The sequence below is a fragment of the Albidovulum sp. genome, from assembly GCF_008933605.1.
Classification (GTDB): Bacteria; Pseudomonadota; Alphaproteobacteria; order Rhodobacterales; family Rhodobacteraceae; genus Albidovulum.
Genome location: NZ_WBUS01000015.1, coordinates 1 through 13,350, shown reverse-complemented (window position 1 = coordinate 13,350; position 13,350 = coordinate 1). Strand labels below are relative to the sequence as shown.

Annotated in this window: 12 protein-coding genes and 1 pseudogene; 7 read left to right on the top strand and 6 right to left on the bottom strand. The window is 67.0% G+C overall.

Annotated elements, in window-relative coordinates:
* Positions 1-18 precede the first annotated feature (18 nt).
* The 3 genes from F9K34_RS03770 to F9K34_RS03760 are packed head-to-tail and all read right to left on the bottom strand — an operon-like array spanning position 19 to position 2,748.
* The gene (locus tag F9K34_RS03770; RefSeq protein WP_291335512.1) at positions 19-1,161 is read right to left on the bottom strand and encodes a CCA tRNA nucleotidyltransferase; all 1,143 of its coding nucleotides are present in this window, start codon (positions 1,159-1,161) and stop codon (positions 19-21) included.
* A complete protein-coding gene (locus F9K34_RS03765) occupies positions 1,158-1,760 on the bottom strand; it encodes a CoA pyrophosphatase (protein WP_291335510.1) in 603 nt (200 codons plus the stop codon). The genes F9K34_RS03770 and F9K34_RS03765 overlap by 4 nt, the downstream gene beginning before the upstream one ends.
* A complete protein-coding gene (locus F9K34_RS03760) occupies positions 1,747-2,748 on the bottom strand; it encodes an Hsp33 family molecular chaperone HslO (protein WP_291335508.1) in 1,002 nt (333 codons plus the stop codon). Before F9K34_RS03760 ends, F9K34_RS03765 begins: the two co-directional genes overlap by 14 nt.
* Positions 2,749-2,826: 78 nt before the next feature.
* Here F9K34_RS03760 and F9K34_RS03755 point away from each other — a divergent pair, with 78 nt between their 5' ends.
* Positions 2,827-3,267, top strand: coding sequence for an NUDIX hydrolase (locus tag F9K34_RS03755; protein ID WP_291335506.1), 441 nt, complete (start codon positions 2,827-2,829; stop codon positions 3,265-3,267).
* A 56-nt stretch (positions 3,268-3,323) separates the two neighbouring features.
* Here the strand turns inward: F9K34_RS03755 and F9K34_RS03750 are convergent, their stop codons facing one another.
* Positions 3,324-4,583 carry a PP2C family protein-serine/threonine phosphatase gene (locus F9K34_RS03750; protein ID WP_291335504.1) on the bottom strand — a complete coding sequence of 420 codons (1,260 nt, stop codon included), beginning with the start codon at positions 4,581-4,583 and terminating at the stop codon, positions 3,324-3,326.
* 166 nt (positions 4,584-4,749) lie between these two features.
* Here F9K34_RS03750 and F9K34_RS03745 point away from each other — a divergent pair, with 166 nt between their 5' ends.
* Positions 4,750-5,112 carry an Hpt domain-containing protein gene (locus tag F9K34_RS03745; protein ID WP_366557779.1) on the top strand — a complete coding sequence of 121 codons (363 nt, stop codon included), beginning with the start codon at positions 4,750-4,752 and terminating at the stop codon, positions 5,110-5,112.
* A 6-nt stretch (positions 5,113-5,118) separates the two neighbouring features.
* On the opposite strand, the gene ilvA is transcribed toward F9K34_RS03745, so the two are convergent.
* Entirely contained in the window at positions 5,119-6,366 is a 1,248-nt protein-coding gene (gene ilvA / locus F9K34_RS03740) for a threonine ammonia-lyase IlvA (protein WP_291335502.1), read from the bottom strand.
* 162 nt (positions 6,367-6,528) lie between these two features.
* On the opposite strand from ilvA, the gene F9K34_RS03735 reads away from it, so the two are divergent.
* The 4 genes from F9K34_RS03735 (at position 6,529) to msrA (ending at position 9,846) form a co-directional block, all read left to right on the top strand.
* On the top strand, positions 6,529-7,401 hold the full coding sequence (locus F9K34_RS03735; RefSeq protein ID WP_291335500.1) for a hypothetical protein: 873 nt from the start codon (positions 6,529-6,531) through the stop codon (positions 7,399-7,401).
* Positions 7,402-7,513: 112 nt separating this feature from the next.
* Positions 7,514-8,740 (top strand): argininosuccinate synthase, encoded by a 1,227-nt coding sequence (locus F9K34_RS03730; RefSeq protein WP_291335498.1) that lies wholly within the window; start codon positions 7,514-7,516, stop codon positions 8,738-8,740.
* Positions 8,741-8,834: 94 nt separating this feature from the next.
* Positions 8,835-9,119: an SCP2 sterol-binding domain-containing protein gene (locus F9K34_RS03725; protein WP_291335496.1), complete on the top strand. Its 285-nt coding sequence runs from the start codon at positions 8,835-8,837 to the stop codon at positions 9,117-9,119.
* Positions 9,120-9,219: 100 nt separating this feature from the next.
* A complete protein-coding gene (msrA, locus tag F9K34_RS03720) occupies positions 9,220-9,846 on the top strand; it encodes a peptide-methionine (S)-S-oxide reductase MsrA (RefSeq protein ID WP_291335494.1) in 627 nt (208 codons plus the stop codon).
* Positions 9,847-9,857: 11 nt separating this feature from the next.
* On the opposite strand, the gene F9K34_RS03715 is transcribed toward msrA, so the two are convergent.
* A complete protein-coding gene (locus F9K34_RS03715) occupies positions 9,858-12,116 on the bottom strand; it encodes an NADP-dependent malic enzyme (RefSeq protein WP_291335491.1) in 2,259 nt (752 codons plus the stop codon).
* Positions 12,117-12,269: 153 nt separating this feature from the next.
* Between F9K34_RS03715 and F9K34_RS03710 the strand changes: the two are divergent.
* Positions 12,270-13,350: pseudogene (locus F9K34_RS03710) on the top strand (DNA mismatch repair protein MutS); the annotation flags it as partial.

Genomic DNA, 13,350 nt, shown 5'->3' with positions numbered 1-13,350 from the left:
GCGCCTGACAGGGCGCCTTCAAGCCAGCAATTGTTCCCGTGACAATCGGAAGCCGGAGGCGATCCAGCGGTCCTCGAGCAGCTTCAGCCGTTCGCCCAGGGCCGCTCCGGACAGGCCGGGCATCAGATCGGCGGCGCGCAGCGGAAAAAGCGCCGAGGCGCCTTCGGCCACGGCCTCCTCCCAGCCCGGCGGCAGCGCGGCGCCAAGGCTCGCGCTGCGCAGGAGGACGGTGTCGCGGGCGACTTCGGCACCGTGGCGATAGGCGATCTCGGCGGGACGGGTGCCTTCGGCGAGACACGCGTGCAGGATGGCAAGCCGCCGTCCTTCGGCGCGCGAAAGCCGCAGGCGATCCTCGGCCTCCGGCCCTCCCAACGCGGCAAGACGGCGGATCCAATCGGGCGCATAGGGCGGTTCGAGATGGACGAGAGGCGCGAGCGCCGCCACGTCCGCCCCGGGGAGCACCCGGGCGAGCACCCCGGTGACCTGCATCGCCGCCAGCGCCGGCGCCGGATCGGGCGCGGCCAGAAGACGGCGCATCTCGTGGCCGAGCCTTTCGCGGGAAAGCGTGTCTAACCCGGCCGAATTCTCACTACAGGCTGCGAGCGCCGTGTCGTCCATCCCGGCCTCCGCATCGCCATACCAGGCATGGAACCGGAAGAAGCGCAGGATTCGCAGATAGTCTTCGCGGATGCGTTCTCCGGCCTCGCCGACGAACCGGACCCGGCGCGCCTTGAGGTCGGGAAGTCCGCCGATCGGATCGACGACCTGCCCCGCCGCGTCGGCATAGAGCGCGTTCATGGTGAAGTCCCGCCGCGCCGCGTCCTCTTCGACCCGCGTCGAAAAGGCGACGGTCGCGTGGCGCCCGAATGTCTCCACGTCGCGCCGGAACGTCGTCACCTCGTGCGGGACGCCGTCCACGACGATCGTCACCGTGCCGTGCTCCACCCCGGTCGGCACCACCTTCAGCCCGGCCGCGCCCGCGACCTTGATCACGCGATCCGGCACGGCATCCGTGGCGATGTCGATATCCGCGACCGGCTGGCCGAGAAGCGCATTGCGCACGCACCCGCCAACCAGGAGTGCCAGGTGCCCGGCATCCGTCAGGAGCTGCAGCACCTGCTGCAACCCCTCGTCCCTGAGCCAGGCATCGGTGATCCTCATTCCGCCATCCGGTCCGCAAGCGCCCTCAGGATACGCGCGGTCGCGCCCCAGATGTAATAGGGCCCGTAGGGCACCGCATAGTAACGCCGGTGCTGGCCGCGCCACCGCCGCCCCTCGATCCTGTACCGCGCCGGGTCGACGAGATGGGAGAGCGGGACGGAGAACACCTCTTCGACCTCGCCCACCTCGGGAACGGGAGTGAAGGTTCCGCGGATAAGGCCGAAGACCGGGGTCACGAGGAAGCCCGTCACCGTCTCATGCGCCTCTGCGAGGCCCAGGACCTCGACCTGCCTTGGGGGAAGGCCGATCTCCTCCTCCGCCTCGCGCAACGCGGCGGCCACGGCGTCGGCGTCGCCCGCATCGACCTTTCCGCCGGCGAAGGCGATCTGTCCGGGGTGATGCTTGAGCCGCGAGGAGCGCTTCGTCAGGATCACGTCCACCCCGCGCGGCCCGGGTTGCAGCGCGACGAGCACCCCCGCGGGGCAGAGCACCCGCCCCTCCGGCAAGCTGGTGCCGGGATTGAGGTCGTAGTCCGAGGTTGGCCGCCCCGGCCGGGCAAGCGCCTCGACCACCGGGGCGAGCGGATCAGCCGGCGTCATCGGGGCTCTTCGTCGCCTCAAAGCCGAGCGTGGCCGGATCAAACTCGTAGTGCGCACCGCAGAACTGGCAGTCGGCGGTGACGATGCCCGCCTCGGTCGTCATGTGCCGGATGTCCTTGGCCGAGTAAATCGATAGCGATTCGCGCACCCGGTCCTGCGAGCAGGAACAGCCGAAATGCACGGCTTGCGAATCGAAGACCCGCGGGCCCTCCTCATGAAACAGCCGAACCAGAAGATCCGTGGGCGTGACGCTCGGCCCGATCAATTCCAGTTCCTCCACCGTGTCGAGGAGAAGGTTCGACCGCGCCCAGTTCTCGCCTTCGAGGCCGTCAAGGATGTCGGCCGGAGCAAGCAGACCTCCCTCGCCGCTGCCACCCTCTTTCGCCACGAAGGGCGAGGCTTTGGGCATGTGCTGCAGCATCACGCCGCCGGCACGCCAGCGTTCGGCGCCGCCCGGCAGCCGTGACTTGCCGAAACTCAACGCGAAGCGCGTGGGCAGCTGCTCCGATTGCGCGAAATACGTCTCTGCACAAGCGGAAAGCGAGCCTCCGGCCAAGGGCGTGATCCCCTGGTAGGGCGTCGTACCCGGCCCCTGGTCGAGCAGAACCGCGAGATAGCCGCTGCCGATCTGCGAAAAGCCCGGCGCGGCCGGGTCGAGCCTTTCGGTATCGAAGGAGGCCCAGGCGCGCATCCGCGCGCTGCCGCCGTTCTCGGCCGGCGCATAATAGTCGGTGGCAATGATCCGCACCGGACCGTCGCCCCGGATCTGGAGCGACAGCTTCCAGCGCAGCTTGATCGTCTGCCCGATGAGCGCGGTCAGGAGCGCCGCCTCGGCCACCAGGGCCTCGACGACCATCGGGTAGTTGTGCTGCGAGAGCACCCGGTCCAGCACGCCGTCGAGGCGCGCGACCCGGCCACGGATGTCGGACCGGTCAAGCTGAAACGGAAGGACGGTATCGTCCCAGGCGATCATCGACAGGCTTGTCATGGGGGTTTCCTCGGCGCTTGCGCCCTGCCATACCGCGTGAATATGGGGACGACAACCCGGAGGCCAAGAGGGCGCACCATGATCAGACGGTTCGGGGAGCCTCTGGTACGGGGGCAAAGCTACCGGATACGGCACGGTGTCTATGCCCTGCTGGTGCATGGGCGCGACGTGCTCCTGACGCATCAGGCGGAACCGGAGCCGGAGTTCCAGCTGCCGGGTGGCGGCATAGATCCGGGCGAGTCCCCGCTGCGGGCGCTCCACCGGGAGGTTTTCGAGGAGACCGGCTGGTCCATCGCGGCGCCGCGCCGGATCGGCGCCTTCCGTCGCTTCGTCTACATGCCGGAGTATGATCGCTGGGCCGAAAAGCTTTGCGCGATCTACCTTGCGCGCCCGGTGCGGCGTCTCGGCAATCCCTCGGAGCCCGGCCACGAAGCCGTCTGGATGCCGCTCTCCGCTGCTCCCCGGATGCTCGGAAATGCGGGCGACCGGCATTTCGCCCGCGCGGTCGCCGGCGCCTGACCTACCTGTGGTCCTGCCCTTTCTGAGCCGCTCCGTCTCTGCGCGAGCTGGCGAGCCTACGCGCCGCCGAACTCGAAAACGATGGCCGAGACGTCGTCCTCGAGCGAGGCGCCGGGGGCCATCTCCTGGCTGAGGAACCAGAAGAGGTCGTCAACGAACTCTCCCCCTTGTCCTGCCGACGCGGCGCGTCGCGCGATACGCACCAAACCCTCCGGCTCCAGCATGCTGCCGTCCTTCAGCCGACACTCGGTGAGACCGTCACTGTAGAACAACAGGCGTTCGCCGCGCTCCAAAGTGATGTCGAACTCGCTCCAGCCGATCTCGGCGAACATTCCGATCGGCAGGCCGCCATCGCCGAGGAACTCGGCCGTGCCGTCGGCCCTGAGCAGAAGCGGATGCGGATGCCCGCACTGGACCATCCGAACCGACCCCGAAAAGAGGTCGGCCACGCCATAGACCATCGTGAAGTATTCATCGACTCCGGTGTCGTTGGTCATGCGGGCGTTCAGTGCGGTGGCCACCTCCTGCGGTTTGCGCAGGCGGTAGAGGTGCCATTGCCGCTGCTCCATCGCGACATTCTGCGCAAGGTTCGACGGCGACAGATAACTTGCCAGCCGCGCCGTGAGCAGCGCGGCGGTGATGCCGTGGCCCGAGACGTCGAGGCTGTAGAACCCGACCTGGTTGAAACCGGGAGTGAAGAGCCCGACAAGATCGCCGCCGATATGGCCGCTTGGCTTGAGCAGCAGGCCGAAGCGCGACGCGCCGAATGTCTTCGACCGCTCGGGCACGAGCGATTCCTGTATCTTCTTCGCCTGGATGAGATCTCGGTTGATCGAGTCGTAAACGCTCTGGAGCTCGGCGAGAGTGTCGGACAGAAGCCGGTTCTTGTCGGTCAACTCCCGTTCCATCCTGAGGATGCGTTCGCCCGCGGCGATCCGAGCGCGCAACTCGTCGCCGCTGACCGGCTTCGTCAGGAAGTCATCCGCCCCGCCTTCCAGGCCACGGGCGATCTCGGCGGTTTCCGTCTTGGAGGTGAGCAGGATGAAATAGACGTAGTGTGTGCGGACGCGGGCGCGCAGTGCCTGGCAGAATTCGATGCCGGTCATGCCGGGCATCATCCAGTCGGAGATCACCAGGTCCGGCGGATCCCGGTCGCAGAGCCGGAGCGCCTCTTCGGCGGTGCCCGCCTCCATCGCGGCTAGGCCGGAACGGGCAAGCTGAGCGGAGAGGATCCTGCGCTGCATCCGGCTGTCGTCGACGATCAGAACGCGGCAGACCGCCCGGGCCGGAACCTCGGGCAGTCCCGTTTCTGTCATCGCCGCCTCTGACTGGGCCATCGCCTCTCACTGCACCGGACTTCATCGGCCATTTAGCCGTCGCGTCGTTAACACGCGTTGAAGACAGCCGATGCCTCGCGCCCCGGGTCCGATTAACGGCTGCGAAACGCGGCGGGCCTACGCTGCAGCTGCCAAGGGGTGGCAAGTGGTGGTGAAGATGATGATTGATTGGGAGCGCGCGGGCGAGCTGTGCTCGGAGATCGGCGCCGACGGATTCGCCGAAATCGTTGATCTTTTTCTGGACGAGGTCGAATCCGTAGTGAAGCGCCTGAACGAGCGGCCGGACCCGTCGCAGTTCGAGGCGGATCTGCACTTCCTCAAGGGGAGCGCCTGGAACCTCGGGTTCGCGGCGTTCGGTGCTCTCTGCCAAGACGGGGAGCGCCGGGCTGCAAGCGGGCGACAGGACGAGGTGGACGCGGCGACGATCGTCGCCACCTACTTCGCCTCGAAGGCGGAATTCATGTCCGGGCTCGCGGACCTCGGCAACCGGGACGACAACGCGGCGTGACGCGCCTCAGACGAGGAAATCTGCCAGCGCCTCGTCGTTGGTGATGTCGCGGTAGCTGAACGCGGCCTCGTCCATCTTGCGCCTTAGCTCCGCGAAGCTGTCCGCCGACTTCGTCTCGATGCCGATGAGAACCGAGCCGAAGTTCCGGGCTGACTTCTTCAGGTACTCGAAGCGGGCGATGTCGTCGTCGGGCCCGAGCATCTCCAGGAACTCGCGCAGCGCGCCCGGACGTTGCGGCATGCGCAGGATGAAGTACTTCTTCAACCCGGCGTAGCGTTGCGCCCTCTCCTTCACCTCGGGCAGGCGCTCGAAATCGAAGTTACCGCCCGAGGTCACGCAGACAACCCTCCGGCCGCGTATGGCATCGGCCAGGTCCGGCAGGGCATCGACGGAAAGCGCTCCGGCCGGTTCCAGGACAATACCCTCGACGTTGAGCATGTCGAGCATGGTGATGCAGATCCGGTCCTCGGGCGCGGCGAGCACCTGCTCCGCGCGGATCCCATTCAGCCGTGCAAACGGGCGCGCGCCGATTCGCGCCACGGCGGCGCCATCGACAAAGCTGTTGACGCGTTTCAGCGTCACGGGTTCGCCCGCCGCAACGGCCGCGGCGAGACTCGTGCCACCGAGGGGTTCGACGAAGCGGAAGTCGGTGGCCGGCGCCGACTCCGCGAAGACCGCCGTGACACCGGCGGCAAGCCCGCCGCCGCCCACGGGCAGGATCACCAGGTCTGGCGGGTCGGGCAGTTGATCGAGAATCTCCACCGCGATGCTGGCCTGGCCCTCGATCACGTCGTCGTCGTCGAACGGCGACAGGAACTGCGCGGCGGCCTTGGCACAGTAATCCTGCGCAGCGGCAAGAGTGTGGTCGAAATAGTCGCCGACGAGTTGGATTTCGACACTGTTTCCGCCGAAAATGCGTGTCTTGTCGATCTTTTGCTGCGGCGTCGTGACCGGCATGAATATCGTGCCGCGGACGCCGAAATGACGGCAGGCATAGGCCATTCCCTGCGCATGGTTGCCGGCACTCGCGCAGACAAAATGTGCCTTGCCCGGATCGACGACGAGAGCCCTGCGCATTGCCGTGAAGGCACCGCGCAGCTTGTAGCTTCGGACCGGTGTCAGATCCTCGCGCTTCAGCCAGATCTCGGCGTCAAATCGGGCAGACAGGTGCTCGTTGCGTTGCAGCGGCGTCGCGGGAAAGAGATCGCGCAGCGCCTCGGTTGCCGCACGCGCGCGCCGCGAGAATTCGCCCATGCCGCCCTCCGAACTCAGATCGAACCATTGCGACGAGGTGCCAAGGTTTCGCGGCAAAGTCCATCGCCCCAGTGACGGGTGCGCCATAGTTTTGCCACGGATCTACCGCTTATACTTGCGCGGGGGTCTGCGCCGCGCCATCGCGCGCTTTACCTGGAGGCAATGAACATGTTCCGCTCAAAGACACTGGCGACGGCTGTGGCACTGTCTGCCCTGATCCTCGGACCCCTTGCCCCGGTCTCGTTCGAGTTCGGCGCCACGCCGGCATTCGCGAAAGGCAACGGTGGCGGCAATGGCGGCGGGAACGGGGGAGGCAACGGCAAGGGCGGGAACTCCGGCAGCAAGGGCGGCGCCGGCAAGGCCAACGCCGGCGGCAAGGCCAAGGGGGCCGGAAATGTGGCCAAGGCTGCCGCCGGTACGGCTGTGACCGCGACGGCCACCACCGTGGCCATCGCCGAACCGGTCGAGACCGCCCCCAACGCGCACGGGAAGATGGCCTCGGAACTGAAGGGGCTGAACGCCTACCACGCGAGCGAGACCGCCTTCGCGAACGCGAGCCCGAACAGCCAGGTTGGCCGGATCGCCGCTTACCGAGAGGCCGCGCTGGAGACCGTTGCCGCCGGCGAAGCGGCTGCGGAGGCCGCGGCCGCGCTCGAGGAGGCAACCGCGGCGCTTTCCGCCAGCGAACAGGCCTTGGCCGATCTCGACCAGAACTACAGCGGCCGGACAACCGCCGAGATCGACGCCGACATCGCCGCGCTGGACCCCGCTGCGACCGATTATCAGTCGAGCCTCGACGTGCTCAACGCGGAGCGCACCGCAGCCGAGACCTACGAGACGGATCGCGCGGCTCTCGAGACCGAGATCGCCACGAACGAGGCGGCGGTGGCCGACGCCGAGACGGCCACGGCCGACGCCGAGACAGCGCTTGCGGACGCCGAGATGGCGGAGGGCGAGGCCCTGACGACCGCCGCGAACGGCCGCACGCTCTCCGACCCGGCAATCGACTTCCTGCGCGAACAGCTCGGCCTCTGACCGGGCGGGCACCGATCCGGAGTCCCGCCGGCCCGATCGGCGGGGCTCCTTGCCCTTGGGCATATTCTCCGATAATCGCGGCTCGATCGTCTCTGGCCGACGGAGGTTCCACATGTCCGCCCCGAAGAAAGTCGTGCTCGCCTACTCCGGCGGCCTCGATACCTCCATCATCCTGAAATGGCTGCAGACGGAGTACGGATGCGAGGTCGTGACCTTCACCGCCGACCTCGGCCAGGGCGAGGAACTTGAGCCGGCGCGGGCAAAGGCGATCCTGCTCGGGATCAAACCCGAGAACATCCACATCGTCGACGTGCGCGAGGAATTCGTGCGCGACTTCGTCTTCCCGATGTTTCGGGCAAACGCGCTCTACGAGGGGCTCTATCTCCTCGGCACGTCGATCGCGCGGCCGCTGATTTCCAAGCACCTTGTCGAGATCGCCCACCGCCACGGCGCGGATGCCGTTGCCCACGGAGCGACCGGAAAGGGCAATGATCAGGTCCGGTTCGAGCTTTCGGCGGCGGCCCTCGACCCGGCGATCCGCGTCATTGCGCCCTGGCGTCTTTGGGATCTGACCAGCCGGACGAAGCTTCTGGAGTTTGCCGAGGCGAACCAGATCCCCATCGCCAAGGACAAGCGCGGCGACGCGCCCTTCTCAGTCGATGCGAACCTCCTGCACACCTCTTCCGAGGGGCGTGTTCTTGAAGACCCCGCGCGGGAGTTCCCGGACTACGTGCTCCAGCGCGTCGTGCCGGCGGAACAGGCACCCGACACGCCTGAACTGTTGGAAATCGCCTTCGAGCGGGGCGATGCGGTGGCCATCGACGGCGTCGCCATGTCGCCCGCGACGATCCTCGCGAAGCTGAACGAGCTTGGCGCCAGGCACGGGATCGGCGTTCTCGACCTCGTCGAAAACCGCTTCGTCGGGATGAAGTCGCGCGGCGTCTATGAAACGCCCGGCGGCACCATCCTTCTGGAGGCGCATCGCGGCATCGAGCAGATCACGCTCGATGCCGGTGCCGGGCACCTGAAGGACTCGATCATGCCGCGCTATGCGGAACTGATCTACAACGGCTTCTGGTTCAGCCCCGAACGCGAGGCGCTGCAGGCGCTGATCGACAAGACCCAGGACCATGTCACCGGCACCGTGCGGGTGAAGCTCTACAAGGGCCGCGCCGCCACGGTCGCGCGTTGGTCGGACCATTCGCTCTACAGCGAAAAGCACGTGACCTTCGAGGAGGACGCGGGCGCCTATGACCAGAAGGACGCCGAAGGCTTCATCCGGCTGAACGCTCTCCGGCTGCGGCTGATCGCGGCACGGAACGCGCGGGTGAAGCGCTAACCTGCGGCGCGGCGCCCGCATGACGCTGCGCTCCGCTTGCGGGGACGTCCGTCCGGACGTTATGCCCGACCCACCTGACCCGAGCGGAGCACCCATGTCCCTAGAAACCATTGCCGCCGGCATCCGCAAGGCGCTGGAGACCCGGCGCTTCTCCGGAACTCTCAAATTCGATTGCGGCCCGGCGGGGGTGATCGTGCTGGCAGACGGCACCGCAACGACAGAGGACCGCGCCACGGACTGCACGCTGACGATTTCCGAGGAGAACCTCGGGAAGCTCCTTGCGGGCAAGCTGAATCCGATGACCGGGGTGATGCTCGGCAAGCTCAAGGTTTCCGGGGACCTCGGCGTGGCGATGGGTCTGGCGAGACTTCTGTCCTGACGCGCGGTCTCTGGCCGGATGTCTTCCGATCACGCTAAGGTGTGTTGCCAGATGCGCCCCATCTGACGCCTCTGGTAGCGTCCGTCGTGAGGTGCGTGAGATGGCGAAGCTGCTGCTTTCCTTGATCCTGTTGCTGGCCGCGCTGCCCGCCGCGGCGAAGACCGAGACGGCGATCGTCGCCGGCGGTTGTTTCTGGTGTGTCGAAAGCAATTTCGAAAGCCTGCCGGGGGTTGAGGAGGTCGTCTCCGGCTACACGGGCGGCGTGGCCGAGGACGCGACCTATGAGCAGGTTTCGAGCGGCAGCACCGGCCACTACGAGGCGGTCAAGATCCTCTTCGATCCCGCCCGGGTCAGCTATCGAAATATCCTCGATCTTTTCTTCCGGTCGAGCGACCCGCTCGACGCCGGCGGACAGTTCTGCGACCGCGGCAAGAGCTACCGCACGGCCATCTTTGTCCAGTCCGCAGCGCAGCGCGCAGATGCGGTCGCTGCAAAGGCTGACGCCGAATCCGCGCTTGGCCGGAAGGTTGCGACCGAGATTCGCGATGCCGGCCCCTTCTTCAAGGCCGAAGCCTACCACCAGGGGTACTACAAGGGCTCGAAGGTAGTTCTGACGCGGCGCGGGCCCATGCGCCAGGCGAAGGCCTATGCCTTCTACCGCAAGGCCTGCGGCAGGGATGCGCGGGTCAAGGAACTCTGGGGTTCCCAAGCGGCCTTCGTGCACTGACGGCAGACGCGTCAGAGACCGATCCGGGAGGCGGCGATCACGGCCATGTTCAGAATGTCGTTGACCGTGGAGCCGGTCGAGCAGATCTGGATCGGCTTGTCCACGCCGGTCAGGATCGGGCCGATCACGGTCGCACCTGCCATTTCTTGCATCAGCTTGACCGAGATCGAGGCGGAATGCCGGGCGGGCACGACAAGGACATTGGCCGGCCCGGTCAGGCGGCAGAAGGGATAATGTGCCATCTGCTCCATGTTGAGCGCGACATCGACGGTCATCTCGCCTTCATACTCGAAATCCACCCCGCGGCGGTCGAGCACCTTGGGCGCCTGATGCATCTTCGTCGCGCGCTCCGACACCGGGTAGCCGAAGGTCGAGAACGAAAGGAAGGCGACGCGCGGCTCAATCCCGAGTGCGCGCGCGACACTCGCACCGCGCTCGGCGATGTCGGCGAGGTCCTCCTCGTCCGGCCACTCGTGAACAAGAGTGTCGCCGATGAAGACGATCCGGCCGCGATGCAGGACGGCGGTGATGCCGACCGCCCCATCCTCGGCGCGCGCGTCGAAGACGTGGTTGATGAGACCGAGAACATGCGCCGACTTGCGCGTGGCCCCGGTCACCAGCCCGTCGCCGTGGCCATGCGCAAGCATCAGCGCCGAGAAGACATGCCGGTCGCGGGCGGCAAGGCGATGGACGTCGTGCATGTCGAAGCCCTTCCGTTGCAGCCGGGCGTAGAGGTAATCCTTGTAGGGCTGGAGATGCCGCGTGTTCGCGGCGTTCACCACCTCGAGCTCCTTCACCGCGTCGGCAAGCCCCTCGGCGGCGAGCTTCTCCTTCACGTCGGCCTCGCGACCGACCACCAGAGCCTTGCCGAGCCCGGCGCGCTGGTAGGCGACGGCCGCCTTCAGCACGCGCGGGTCGTCGCCCTCGGCGAAGATCATTCGCGCCTGCGCCTGGCGGGCGCGGGCATGAATGCCCTGCAGGATCGACGCCGTCGGGTCCATCCGCGACTTCAGGTGCAACTCGTAGGCGCTCATGTCAATGATCGGCCGCCGGGCGACACCTGTCTCCATCCCGGCACGGGCCACTGCCGGCGGAATGACGTAGATCAGGCGCGGGTCGAAGGGCGTCGGGATGATGTAGTCGCGCCCGAACGAGAGCTTCCGGCCATAGGCCATCGCCACCTCGTCCGGCACATCCTCTCGCGCGAGCCTTGCCAGCGCCTTCGCACAGGCGATCTTCATCTCGTCGTTGATGGCACGGGCGTGGATGTCGAGCGCGCCCCGGAAGAGGTAGGGGAAGCCGAGGACGTTGTTCACCTGGTTTGGGTAGTCCGACCGCCCCGTGGCCACGATTGCATCGGGGCGCACCGCCTGCGCCTCTTCCGGCGTGATCTCGGGGTCGGGGTTCGCCATGGCGAAGATCACCGGATTGGGCGCCATCGAGGCGACCATCGCGGGCGTCACCGCGCCCTTGGCCGAGACGCCGAGGAACACGTCGGCGCCCCTCATCGCGTCCTCGAGCGTGCGCGCCTCGGTGCGCGCGGCATGGGCCGATTTCCACTGGTTCATGCCTTCGGTCCGGCCCTGCCAGATCACGCCCTTCGTGTCGCACATGAGGCAATTGTCATGCCGCGCGCCCATGGTCTTCAGAAGCTCGAGGCAGGCGATGCCGGCCGCCCCGGCGCCGTTCAGCACGATCCGGCAGTCCTCGATCTTCTTGCCGCTGAGTTCCAGCGCATTGATGAGGCCCGCCGCGCAGATCACCGCCGTGCCGTGCTGGTCGTCATGGAACACCGGGATGTCCATCATCTCCTTCAGGCGGCTCTCGATGATGAAGCACTCGGGTGCCTTGATGTCCTCGAGGTTGATGCCGCCGAAAGTCGGCCCCATCAGGCGGACGGCCTGGATGATCTCGTCCGGGTCCTCGGTATCGAGCTCTATGTCGATGGCGTTCACGTCGGCGAAGCGCTTGAAGAGGACGGCTTTGCCTTCCATCACCGGCTTCGAGGCGAGCGCGCCGAGGTTGCCGAGACCGAGGATCGCGGTACCATTCGAGATCACGGCGACCATGTTGCCCTTGGTGGTGTAGTCGTAGGCTGTCTCGGGTGCCTCTGCGATCGCCTCGACAGGCACCGCGACACCGGGAGAGTAGGCGAGCGACAGGTCGCGCTGCGTCGCCATCGGCTTCGACGCCACCACCTCGAACTTCCCCGGCACAGGATTGAGGTGATAGGCAAGCGCCTCTTCCGGCGTGACGCGGTTCTTCGACATGGGGCTCAGGTCCTCCTCCGGGCGATGCCCTCTTAGCGCTCCGGAATGTGACAATCCACAGGATTTGCGGCTTTTCCCTCGCCGGGCGCTTTTGTAGGGTCCCGCGGGGGTTCAGGGGGGTCATCCGTGTCTGCCGACGCCAACGTCACGCCGATGATGGCGCAATATCTGGAGATCAAGGGGCGCCACCCGGATGCGCTCCTCTTCTACCGGATGGGCGACTTCTACGAGATGTTCTTCGACGACGCGGCGGCGGCCGCCGCGGCGCTCGACATTGCGCTCACGAAGCGGGGCCAGCACCTCGGCGAAGACATCCCGATGTGCGGTGTGCCGGTTCATGCAGCCGAGGGCTACCTGCTGTCGCTGATCCGCAAGGGTTTCCGCGTCGCCATTGCCGAACAGATCGAGGACCCGGCCGAAGCGAAGAAGCGGGGATCGAAGGCGGTCGTGGCGCGCGATGTGGTGCGTCTGGTCACCCCCGGGACGCTCACCGAGGAATCGCTCCTGGAGGCGCGGCGGCACAACTATCTCGCCAGCTTCGCAGAGGTACGCGGTGACGCGGCACTTGCCTGGGTCGACATCTCGACGGGCGAGGTCAGGGTGACGCCCTGCCCGCTTTCCCGGCTCGCGCCCGAACTGGCGCGCCTCGCCCCGCGCGAGGTCCTGGTGAGCGAGGCGAAAGAGGGCGATCTTGCTGGAGTAGTGTCTGATTCCGGGGCCGCCATGACCCCCCTGTCGCGTGCGGCCTTCGACAGCGCCGGGGCGGAGAAACGGCTTTGCGCGCTCTACGAAGTCGCTTCGCTCGACGCCTTCGGAGGCTTCGACAGGGCGGAACTGTCCGCGCTCGGCGCGATCATCGAGTACCTCGACCTCACGCAGCGTGGAAGGCTGCCGCTCCTCCGGCCCCCGGTGAAGGAACTGCCGGGCGGCTTTGTGCAGATCGATGCCGCTACGCGAAGAAACCTCGAGATCACGCAAAGCCTGTCGGGCGGGCGCGAGGGGTCGCTGATCGCCGCCATCGACTGCACCGCGACGGCGGCCGGCGCGCGGCTCCTGGAACGGCGGTTGTCGGCGCCTTCCTGCGACCTGCACGAGATTCATGCCCGCCTCGACGCCGTGCGGTTCCTGGCCGAGGAGGTGCGCCTCGCGTCCAACCTTCGCGACGACCTGCGCCGGGCCCCGGACATGGATCGCGCGCTGTCCCGGCTCGCCGCGATCGAGCGCGAGCCGGGAC